This is a genomic window from Gemmatimonas sp., assembly GCF_041689975.1.
GTDB lineage: Bacteria > Gemmatimonadota > Gemmatimonadetes > Gemmatimonadales > Gemmatimonadaceae > Gemmatimonas.
In genome coordinates, this window is sequence record NZ_JBDNFF010000399.1 from 1 (window position 1) to 10,273 (window position 10,273).

General features: G+C 65.2%; 8 protein-coding genes. 5 read left to right on the top strand and 3 right to left on the bottom strand.

Annotated features, from left to right (window positions below):
- Positions 1 to 12: 12 nt before the first annotated feature.
- Together ACESNG_RS22800 and ACESNG_RS22805 are read right to left on the bottom strand one after the other, a co-directional pair.
- The gene (locus tag ACESNG_RS22800) at positions 13 to 945 is read right to left on the bottom strand and encodes an SDR family NAD(P)-dependent oxidoreductase (protein WP_373070997.1); all 933 of its coding nucleotides are present in this window, start codon (positions 943 to 945) and stop codon (positions 13 to 15) included.
- A gap of 127 nt (positions 946 to 1,072) precedes the next feature.
- A complete protein-coding gene (locus ACESNG_RS22805; RefSeq protein ID WP_373070999.1) occupies positions 1,073 to 1,762 on the bottom strand; it encodes a hypothetical protein in 690 nt (229 codons plus the stop codon).
- A 127-nt stretch (positions 1,763 to 1,889) separates the two neighbouring features.
- Here ACESNG_RS22805 and deoC point away from each other — a divergent pair, with 127 nt between their 5' ends.
- From deoC to ACESNG_RS22830, 5 genes are all read left to right on the top strand, one after another.
- Entirely contained in the window at positions 1,890 to 2,939 is a 1,050-nt protein-coding gene (gene deoC, locus ACESNG_RS22810) for a deoxyribose-phosphate aldolase (RefSeq protein ID WP_373071001.1), read from the top strand.
- Positions 2,940 to 2,944: 5 nt separating this feature from the next.
- Positions 2,945 to 5,383, top strand: a complete 2,439-nt coding sequence (locus tag ACESNG_RS22815) for an aldehyde dehydrogenase family protein (protein ID WP_373071003.1) — start codon at positions 2,945 to 2,947, stop codon at positions 5,381 to 5,383.
- A gap of 101 nt (positions 5,384 to 5,484) precedes the next feature.
- Positions 5,485 to 7,218 (top strand): M3 family oligoendopeptidase, encoded by a 1,734-nt coding sequence (locus ACESNG_RS22820; protein ID WP_373060348.1) that lies wholly within the window; start codon positions 5,485 to 5,487, stop codon positions 7,216 to 7,218.
- Between the two features lie 120 nt (positions 7,219 to 7,338).
- Positions 7,339 to 7,788 carry a hypothetical protein gene (locus ACESNG_RS22825; protein ID WP_373060350.1) on the top strand — a complete coding sequence of 150 codons (450 nt, stop codon included), beginning with the start codon at positions 7,339 to 7,341 and terminating at the stop codon, positions 7,786 to 7,788.
- Positions 7,789 to 7,836: 48 nt separating this feature from the next.
- Positions 7,837 to 8,010: a hypothetical protein gene (locus ACESNG_RS22830; protein WP_373060352.1), complete on the top strand. Its 174-nt coding sequence runs from the start codon at positions 7,837 to 7,839 to the stop codon at positions 8,008 to 8,010.
- On the opposite strand, the gene ACESNG_RS22835 is transcribed toward ACESNG_RS22830, so the two are convergent.
- Positions 7,982 to 10,273: FAD-dependent oxidoreductase (locus ACESNG_RS22835; protein WP_373071005.1), on the bottom strand; the 2,292-nt coding region annotated here is incomplete at its 5' end. The genes ACESNG_RS22830 and ACESNG_RS22835 overlap by 29 nt on opposite strands.

The following is a 10,273-nucleotide window of genomic DNA, read 5'->3' on the forward strand; positions in this document are numbered from 1 at the left end:
AGCCGCGGCAGGTCACGCCACGGCATGAGACATCGCGTCGCGAATGAGCTGGTCGGCGTCCAGGCCGGTCAGTTGGGACGTCGTCGTCCACAGTTGCTCGGCGCGCGCGTCGTCGCGGGCCGTGCGCGATGGCGTCACGCGACGGCGCTTCTCCCAGTAGTCGCCCGGCCCTTGCAGCGCTTCGGGCGCGTACGAGAGCCAGACCAGTGTGTCGGCCCCTTGAGCCGGCGTGACCGAGATCAGGTCCATGGCGCGCCGAAGCAGTCGACCCATGCCGCCGTTGTTGGTCGCAAAGCGCGTACTGACCACACCGGGATGAAGCGCCTGCGCGACCACCCGCGCCGGATCGAGACGACGCGCCAGCGCTCGCGTGAACCAGATGTTGTAGAGCTTCGAGTTCGCGTACTGCGTCCATCCGCCGAACGTGCGCTCGCACTGAAGATCGTCGAGTACCGGGTGCGCGTTCTTGTGGGCGCGACTCGATACGCTCAACACACGCGCCGGCGCCCCCGGTCGCGCCGCCGCCGCCAGGGGCACGAGCAAGCGCGTCGTGAGCGTGAAGTAGCTCAGATGGTTCAGCGCGAAGGTCCGTTCGAAGCCCTCGGGCGTCACCTCGCGCTCGAGAAACAGCGCGCCGGCGTTGTTGGCCAGCACGTCAATCTGCGGCAGCCGTGCCAGCAGCCGGTCGGCCACGTCATGTACCGCCTCCAGACGCGAGAGGTCGGCGATTTCCCACGTAAGCGACCGCTCGGCGTCGGCGCCGCGCAATTCACTCATGATCGAATGCGCTGCCGCTGCCGTCTTGGCCTCGTTGCGGCCGACCATGACCACCGACGCGCCGGCCGCGACATACGCGCGCACCGCGGCCCTGCCGATGCCGTCACTGGCGCCGGTCACGACAACGGTCTTGCCTTGCAAGAGGTTCGGATTCGCTGCGTTCGCCATGGCCTGTATGAGGGGAATGCCGCAAGATCGCGGGTAGTACCCCGATTCAACGATGCAAGAACGTCGTCGGTTCGCACGAAATGCGAACCGACGACGTGGTCTGACACCGGCACCGCCGATTGGACGGTTAGTTTGCCACCGCGGCGATCGAAATCGGACCCAGCATGCCGGCGCTCGCCGTGGCCATCTGCAGGCCCGTCTGCGGTCCGAGCGTCCACTTCACCGACACTTCCCCCAGCGCGTTGGTCACCGCCGACTGGGGGGAGATGCTGCCGCCGCCACTACTGATGGAAAAGGCAACCGTCTGGCCAGGAATCGCAACGTTCGAGCCGCCGGTGACCCGCAGTACGATTTGCACGGTCAGTGCGGCACCCGCCTTCGCCGTTTGATTGTTGCCTTGCGCAATCAGCAGATCGCCCGGCACGATGCCTGTTGCACTCAACACGACCGGGTCGACGCCCGGGGCCGTTCCCGTCATCGTCTGGACCTGAGAGCTAGGGCCCAACGTCCAGCGAGCCTTCACTTCGCCGTTCGCATCGCTGACCACTGTGCCAGGATCCACCGAGCCACCGCCAGCGAGCACGTTGAAGCTTACCGGAATCTTTCCGATGGGAGCGCCGTCGGTGCCGAGCACCCGAAGCACTACGGCCGTGGGCAGCAGGGTCCCTGCTGCCGCGGTCTGCAGATGTCCCTGCACGATCGTCAGACGCGCCGCAGCCGGTGCCTCCACGGTCTTGGTGCAACCGGGAAACGCCAGAAGCGCCGGGACGGCCGTGAACAGCGCGGCAAGCAGATGTGTGGGTCGGGGGGAACGCATGGCCTCGATAGTCGGGGTACTCCTCTCCGCTCATCAGTGTCGGCCGCTGGTCCCACGGAGTTGAGTGCGACTTTTCCGGGCTCGATCTGGAGCGCCAAGTCTCTCTATCCCCTAGATTGGGCTTGCCATGACTGTCACTCCTTTGCACGCACCACGGCCGATCCGTTCGGCCGACGCCAAGTCGCCTGACGGGGTTCGCTGGCCCAGCGGACTGGGCCCGGACATTCCTCCTGCGCGGAATCCAGGGACGGCTCTCGATCTCGCGCTCGTGCGGGCGACCAAGGTCAATCGCAGCGCCGTTGAACGGCGAGTCGCTTCGCTTGGTGGCCGACGCACCGTCAAGAAGGAGTGGCAGGCCGCATGGCTGTTGCGCGCCATCACTTGCATGGATCTCACCACGCTGGCGGGTGACGACACCCCCGGCAACGTGCAGCGGCTCTGCGCCAAGGCCCGCCACCCGCTGCGCCGCGATATCGTCAACGCGCTCGGTGTGAGCGACTTGGGGCTGACGGTCGGCGCCGTGTGCGTCTATCACCAGTACGTCGCGACCGCGGTCGAGGCCTTGCAGCGATCGGGAGTGCCGGTCGCCGCCGTCTCCACCGGCTTCCCGGCTGGTCTGTCGCCGTTCGAGCAGCGCGTCGCCGAAATTCACGCGTCGGTGGCCGCGGGCGCCGCCGAGATCGACATCGTGATCACTCGCGCGCACGTGCTCACCGGTAACTGGCGCGCACTCTACGACGAAGTGCGTGCCTTCCGCGAAGCTTGCGGCGAAGCGCATCTCAAGACGATTCTCGGCGTTGGTGAACTCGCCACACTCACGAATGTCGCCCGGGCCAGTCAGGTCGCCATGATGGCCGGTTCCGATTTTATCAAGACCAGCACCGGCAAGGAAACCAGCAATGCCACGTTACCGGTAGGGCTGGTGATGACGCGCATGATTCGCGACTTCGGATCGCGCACCGGCTTCGAGGTCGGGTTCAAGCCCGCCGGCGGTATCCGTACGGCGAAGCAGGCCCTCGATTGGCTCATCCTCATGAAGGAAGAACTCGGTGATCGCTGGCTTCGTCCGCACTTGTTCCGTTTTGGCGCGAGCGGGCTGCTCACCGACGTCGAACGTCAGCTCGAACATTTCGTGACGGGTCGCTACGCTGCGGCTCATCGCCAACCCATGGTGTGATCCGCATGGCTCCCACAACGATACCAACGGGCGGCACCGTCCGCGAAATTTTCGATACGATGAGCTACGGTCCGGCACCGGAAGCGGATGCGGTCGTTCGCTCTTGGCTCGCCGGTCATGGCAGCGCATTCGGTCACTACATCGGCGGCGCGTTCACGCGTCCGACCGCAGGTGAGTCGTTCGAAGTACACGATCCGTCCACGGGCGCACCGCTCGCCCGCGTTGCGCAGGGCAGCACGCACGACGTCCACGCCGCCGTGGCCGCAGCGCGTGCCGCCTTACCCGGCTGGCAGGCGCTGGACGATCACGCGCGCGCCCGCTGGTTGTATGCCATCGCCCGCGGCATCCAAAAGCACGCGCGTCATTTCGCTGTGCTCGAATCGATCGACAACGGCAAGCCGATTCGTGAAACGCGTGATATCGACATTCCACTGGTCGCGCGACACTTCTCGTATCACGCCGGCTGGGCACAACTGCTCTCGGCCGAGTTCCCCGGGCAGCACGCCTACGGCGTGGTGGGGCAGGTGATTCCGTGGAACTTCCCGCTGTTGATGCTGGCGTGGAAGGTCGCGCCCGCGCTTGCCGCCGGAAACACAGTGGTGCTCAAGCCCGCCGAGTTCACGCCGCTCACGGCACTGCGCTTCGCGGAGCTGGTCCACGAAATCGGTCTGCCGCCGGGCGTGTTCAACCTCGTGACCGGAGACGGCCGCACGGGAGCCGCCATTGTGGATCATCCGGACGTCGACAAGATCGCGTTCACCGGAAGCACCGACGTCGGTCGCGCGATTCGCGTGGCCACCGCCGGATCCGGCAAGGGGCTCTCGCTCGAACTCGGCGGCAAGAGTCCCTTCGTCGTGTTCGAAGACGCCGACCTCGATAGTGTGGTGGAAGGCGTAGTCGATGCGATCTGGTTCAATCAGGGACAGGTGTGCTGCGCCGGTTCGCGACTCCTCGTGCAGGAAGGTGTCGCCGATCAGCTCATCGAGAAGTTGCGCGATCGCATGGAGCGACTTCGTATCGGATCGCCGCTCGACAAGACCATCGATATGGGCGCCATTATCGCGCCGGTGCAGCTGGAGCGCATCCGGCAGCTGTGTACGCAGGGCATCGAAGAAGGTGCGACGTGCTGGCAGCCCTCTTGGGCCGCGCCCTCCGAAGGGTCGTTTCACCCACCTACGCTTTTCACCAACGTCGCCCCATCGGCCACGATTGCGCAGGTTGAGATCTTCGGTCCCGTGCTGGTGAGCATGACATTCCGCACGCCTGAAGAAGCGGTCGCGCTCGCGAACAACACGCCGTTCGGCCTCGCGGCCAGCGTCTGGAGCGAGAATATCAATCTCGCCCTCGATATCGCGCCCAAGCTCAAGTGCGGTGTGGTGTGGATCAACAGCACGAACCTCTTCGACGCGGCCGCCGGCTTCGGCGGATATCGCGAGTCGGGATTCGGCCGAGAGGGCGGACGCGAGGGGCTCGGCGAGTATCTCGAGCCGGTGCGCCTGCAAGACACAGCTCCGTCTCCCGTCGATGTCAGCGTCATACCACCCACGTTATCTACAAACGAGGAGGTCGCTGACGCTGCGCTGACGGCAACGACGCTGCCCGCGATCGACCGGACGCCGAAGCTGTTCATCGGCGGCAAGCAGGCCCGCAGTGATTCAGGTTACTCGCGTCGTATCGTCGGTGCCAACGGTCGCGTCGTAGGCGAAGTGGGCGACGGCAATCGCAAGGACGTGCGCAATGCCGTCGAAGCGGCACATGCCAGCGCCAGCTGGTCCAAGCTCACCGGGCATCAGCGGTCGCAGATCCTGTTCTACATCGCGGAGAATCTCTCGGCCCGCGAACAGGAGTTCGCCGCACGTCTGTCCGCGATGACGGGAGCCTCCGCCGGCGACGCCAGGCGCGAAGTGGAGGCCTCGATCTCGAGGCTGTTCACCTACGGGGCGTGGGCTGACAAGTACGATGGCGCGATTCACGATGTACCGTTGCGTGGCGTCGCATTGGCCATGCACGAGCCTATCGGGGTCGTCGGGGTGGCCTGTCCCGACCCGTATCCGTTGCTTGGACTCGTGTCACTCATCGCTCCGCTGCTGGCCACCGGCAACCGCGTGGTCGCCGTGCCCTCCGAGCGGTACCCGCTGTCGGCGACTGATTTTTACGGCATACTCGAAACGTCGGACGTGCCGGCCGGTGTGGTCAACATCGTGACCGGTCCGCGTGATTCGCTGGCCAAAGTGCTCGCCGAGCATGACGATGTCGATGCCGTGTGGTACGTTGGGTCACGGGCCGGTGCGACCGCCGTTGAAAAGGCGTCGGCCGCCAACCTGAAGCGCACCTGGACCGAATGGGCCGGACGCCAATGGCTGGAACCGCGGGTCGGCGAAGGCCGTGAGTTTCTGCGGCGTGCCGTGCAGGTCAAGAATATCTGGATTCCGTACGGCGAATAACACCCCGCCGTCATGCGAGAGCGCGCACCTCACCGCGCTCCGCTGACGCGGCGGCGACGCCATGACGTACTGTGCAGTTTATGCGACCCAACTCCGAAATCATGATCGAACTCCCGGCCTCTCCTGAGGCGTTCCGCGACGCTGCCTGGGACGACATCCTTCCGTATTACGAGCAGCTGTCCACGCTCCCCCTCGACGCCACGACGCCCGTCGTGGAGTCGTGGCTGAGCACGTGGTCGCGGCTCGATACACTGGTTGGCGAAGCCGGTACGCTTGCGATGATCGCCTACACCGGTAATACCGCCGATACGGCGGCCGAGACCGCGTATCTTCGGTTTTCGATGGAGATCTTCCCGAAGCTGGAAGAGCAGGGGGTCCGCCTCGCGAAACGCTTGCTGGATCTTGGCTGGTCGCGCCCCGATCTCGAGACCATGATTCGGCGTTTTCGTACCGACATCGAGATCTTCCGCGAAGCGAACGTCGCCCGCTTTTCGCAGATCGAGGAGTTCTCCGCCGGCTACCAGAAGATCACCGGTGGCCTGAGCGTGGACTGGGATGGCACCCCCAAAACGATCCCGCAGTTGCAGCCGTACCTCAAGTCCGCCGATCGTGTCGAACGCGAACGCGCGTTCCGCCTCGGCGCGGAGGCCTACCTGGTCAAGCGCGACGAGTTCGCCGACCTGTTCGACAACATGTACGTGCTGCGCGACGCCGTGGCCAAGGAAGCCGGCTTCCCCGACTATCAGCGATACTGCTTCGCCGCCAAGCATCGATTCGATTACACCCCGGAAGACACTGCGCGTTTTCACGCAGCCGTAAAAACTACGGTTACGCCGGCGGTCGCACGCCTCATGGAGCATCGGCGTGAGTTGCTCGGCGTCGAGCTGTTGCGCCCCTGGGATGTCACCGTCGACCTGAACGCTGACGAACCGCTCAAGCCGTTCGCCGACGTGGACACGTTCATTGATCGCGCCAAGAACATCTTTCAGCGGGTCGACCCTGAGTTGGGTGCGCAGTTCCGCATCATGGCGGACGAAAAGCTGCTCGATCTCGAGAGCCGTCCCGGCAAGGCGCCCGGTGGATACTGCACCGATCTGTCGTTCCGCGGCCGTCCGTTCATTTTTATGAACGCCGTCGGCGTGCCCGACGATGTGCAGACACTCGTGCACGAAGCGGGACATTGCTTCCACGACTTCGCCACGCACTCGTTGCCGTTCACCTGGCAACGTCGTACCGGACATGAAGCCGCCGAGCTCGCGTCGATGAGCATGGAGCTGCTCGCGATGCCCTACTTCGTGGCGCCCGACGGCTACTACACGCCCGATCAGGCGCGCGTGGCATGGCTCGAGCATCTCGAAGATGTGTTGGGGAGTCTGGTGCACATCGCCAGCGTCGACGCGTTTCAGGCATGGATTTACACGGATCCCGCCGGCGCCGATCGCGACGCGCGCGATGTGAAGTGGCTCGAGATCCGCGAAGAGTTCGAGTCCGGCGTAGACTGGACGGGGCTCGAACATGAACGGGTGGGTCGCTGGTATCGGCAGCTTCACATCTTCGAGCTGCCGTTCTACTACATCGAGTACGGGCTCGCCCAGCTGGGAGCACTGCAGGTGCTCCGCAACGCCGTGGCCGATGCCGGGGATGCCGTTGCCGCGTACAAGCGCTTCCTCGCGCTCGGTGGCACACGGCCGCTGCCAGAGCTCTACGCCGCCGCCGGTGTAAAGCTCGTGTTCGATGCGGAGAGTATGGCGGAGCTCGTCGCGTTCGCCGAGGAACGGATCGCCGCCCTACGTGCAGGTGCGGATGCACCGTTTCGTGGAATCGTGCCGGTCTGACTGGCCGGGCACCACGAAACTTTTGTCCCACGGAATCGTAGCCGAGATATGACCTTATCTCTCGGAGCTTCAAGGCGATTCGCACGATAGGTAGGCCTGGCGGCACTGGTACTCAGCGCGGTGTCCGCGCGCGTCGAGGCGCAGCTGCCTACGGTTCAGCAGGTGTACGACAAGTTCGCCACGGCCGTTGGTGGTCGCGTGGCGTGGTCGAAATTGCAGGGAGGTAGCGACAAGGGCACGGCGGACATCACTTTCGCTGGTATGTCGGGCTCGTACGAACGCCACACCAGCGCGCCCAACAAGATGCGGATGATCATCGACCTTGGCATGGCCAAGGTCGATCAAGGCTTCGATGGGACGATAGGTTGGGCCGTGCAGCCAATGGGACAGGCGTCACGGATGCCTCCCGAGCAGGAGGAATCACTCGGAGAGTCGCTGGAGAGCGGCGCGGGGTTTCTCGATGTGAGCCGGTTCGCGAAGGCGTCCGTCGATGCCAAGGAGATGTTTGACGGTGTGGAACGCCACAAGCTCTCCATAACCTCGAAGCTTGGCGAAGCACGCAGCGAGTAGTTCGAAGTTGCCACCGGCCTCCGTCGTGGCGCCGTCACGGAGTCTCCGATGGGCGAGCAGAAGTCGATGTTCCGCGACTACAAGGCGTTCGAAGGCAAGCAGATCCCGACCAAACTCGTACGGTCCACGCCGCAGGGCGATGTGATCCTCACGACGGCCGAAGTAACGTTCACGCCTCTCGATCCGTCGCTGTTCAAAGCACCGGACGGGATCGCGAAGTAACGCGACCCAGGACGCGACCGGCCAGCGCAATACCACTCAGCCACGCGCGCTCCACCGACTGGTGTGAGCGCCGCGTGGCGCCGGCGGCTCCCCAATCGCCGCACGCGCCGATCCCCTGCGTTTCGTCGAAGAGGCAGGCATCGTCGAGACCCGCCTGCACACGCGAATAGCGCCAGCGATGCGCCACGGTGTGCACGATGTTGCCGGCGACCTGCAACTGTGCCCGCAACGCCTCGGACACGAGCGCCGCGATGACCGCCGGATCCTTCTCGATGTGCTCGGCGCTCCAATTCCCTTCGCTGTGCACCACCCATGCTTCGTCGCTGCTTCGGCCCGGACGCGCCGATTGACGCCACCCTCGGTGCACGAGTGGCGAGTCCGAGCTCAACGCACCGCCAATCAGCGATTCACTTACGATCGTCGGGGGCGGACCGTCGAAGACGATCATGCTGCTCCAGCACGGGAGCATGGTGACGCCGGCCAACAACGGCGCAAACGCCAGCGGATCTTCGACCGTACTCAGCAGTACCGCCGCCTGTGGGGCCGGCGTCGCCAGCAACACGATGTCCGCGTGGTGCTCCACGCCGTCCCGGTCTACAATGGCCCATCCTGAGCCCGCGCGGGATCCCGTTCGCGCCAACGACGCCACGTGCACGCTCGTTTTCACGCTCAAGTCGCGCGCCACATGCTTGGGCAATGCATTCATGCCGCTGGTGCCGATGAACTCCCCGTCGTTCACCTCATGCAACACCGCGTCCTGCCGCCACGATTCCGCGAGGCGCGCTTGTCGCGGATCGTCGAGCCGGAGCGACGGTGCTCCATGGTCGAATTGCCACTCGCCTTCGCGTCGCGTGCTCATCCGTCCGCCCACGCCGCGGCTTTTGTCGAGCACGGTCACCGCGATGCCGTGATCGTGCAGCGTGCGCGCGCAGGCGAGCCCGGAGATGCCCGCACCAATTACCGTGACACGTGGTGATAGGCCGGCGCTGCGGCTCACGTGTGCCCGATACGCCGAAAAGTTCATGCGCTGCCGGTGCTCGTCGGATCGCCGCGGGCGAACGGTCCCGAACACCGCGACTTCCGGCGTGAACGGCCGGTCGAACTGTCCCAGGCACCAGAGCAGACCACCAAAACTCGCCGGGTCGCGCCCGTCGAGCGCGTAGCGGTGGTTCAAATCGAGGAGACGTTCCAGCGCGGCGGCGGCGTTGCTCGACCACATGGGAATCGCCTTGCCCCACGTCATGCGCACGTTGTTGTGCAACTCGCCATGTACGCGGAGCGACTGTTGCGTGGCGTCCCAGAGATCATCGCCCGTGCCGCTACGCGCGAGCGTCTCCCACGAGTGCAGCGTGCGCGAGTCCGACTCGTGTCGCGCGAGCGTGTCCCGCGCCCATGGCGGAATCGCCCCGAGCGTGTCGGGCGCATCGTGCCAATAGCAGAACGCATATGCCAGCTCGCGCCACACAAGTAGTTCGTCGAGGTACTTGTCGGCTCCGTCGCCACCGCGCGCCGCACATTCCCGCACGACGCGGAACGTCGACACCATGCCGTAGTGGAAATACGCGGACATGCGGCTCACGCCATCGATGCTCGCATCGTTGCGCTTCGCGGCATAGCGATCGAGACGACCCGTGCTTACGAACTCGCGCCATCGTGCGTAGCCAGCCATCGTACCCCCCGGCGTATGCGGCACCGGCGCGACGCTATGGTCGATCTCGCAGCACGCGACCAACGCCGCAATGTCGGCGTCGGCCAATCGCAGCGGTTCGAAGGGCAGCGCATCGGGCACGAACGGCGGAGTGTGCGTAGCCACGTCGGTCCACACGGCCGCCAACCGCGCCGCCCGTATTCCAGTGGTGGCGTCGCGAAACGCGAAGGCACGCGTGTACACCTTCCCCACCAGTGGCATCGGTACCACGCAGGCGGTATCCACACTCCACACGGGGCAGGTCACGGCTTCGGCTAGCGCATCGGTCAGCCAGTCCAGCGGCGCGACCGGCAGGGTCTCGGTCACGACCAGCGCGGCACCTGCAGCCAGCGTACGAAGCGCCGGACCGCGATGCCCGGGGCGCTCGAGATGAAACGCGTAGCCGATACCGCGCGCGGCGCACTCCGCCTCGACGTCGCGCGCACCTTCCAGAATGAACGTGTGGTGCCGGTCCGACGCGAAGGGGTACTTCTCCGAGAGCGCATGGTACACGAACACCGGAAGTCCGAGACGTTGGCCAGCCGTGAGCGCGACATCCAGTGCTGGATTCTCGTG

What these genes read in the sequence shown, in the direction of transcription:
- ACESNG_RS22830 (WP_373060352.1), top strand. Translation starts at nt 7,837, where the DNA reads ATGGGCGAGCAGAAGTCGATGTTCCGCGACTACAAGGCGTTCGAAGGC.
- ACESNG_RS22820 (WP_373060348.1), top strand. Translation starts at nt 5,485, where the DNA reads ATGATCGAACTCCCGGCCTCTCCTGAGGCGTTCCGCGACGCTGCCTGG.
- ACESNG_RS22815 (WP_373071003.1), top strand. Translation starts at nt 2,945, where the DNA reads ATGGCTCCCACAACGATACCAACGGGCGGCACCGTCCGCGAAATTTTC.
- deoC (WP_373071001.1), top strand. Translation starts at nt 1,890, where the DNA reads ATGACTGTCACTCCTTTGCACGCACCACGGCCGATCCGTTCGGCCGAC.
- ACESNG_RS22800 (WP_373070997.1), bottom strand. Translation starts at nt 945, where the DNA reads ATGGCGAACGCAGCGAATCCGAACCTCTTGCAAGGCAAGACCGTTGTC.
- ACESNG_RS22805 (WP_373070999.1), bottom strand. Translation starts at nt 1,762, where the DNA reads ATGCGTTCCCCCCGACCCACACATCTGCTTGCCGCGCTGTTCACGGCC.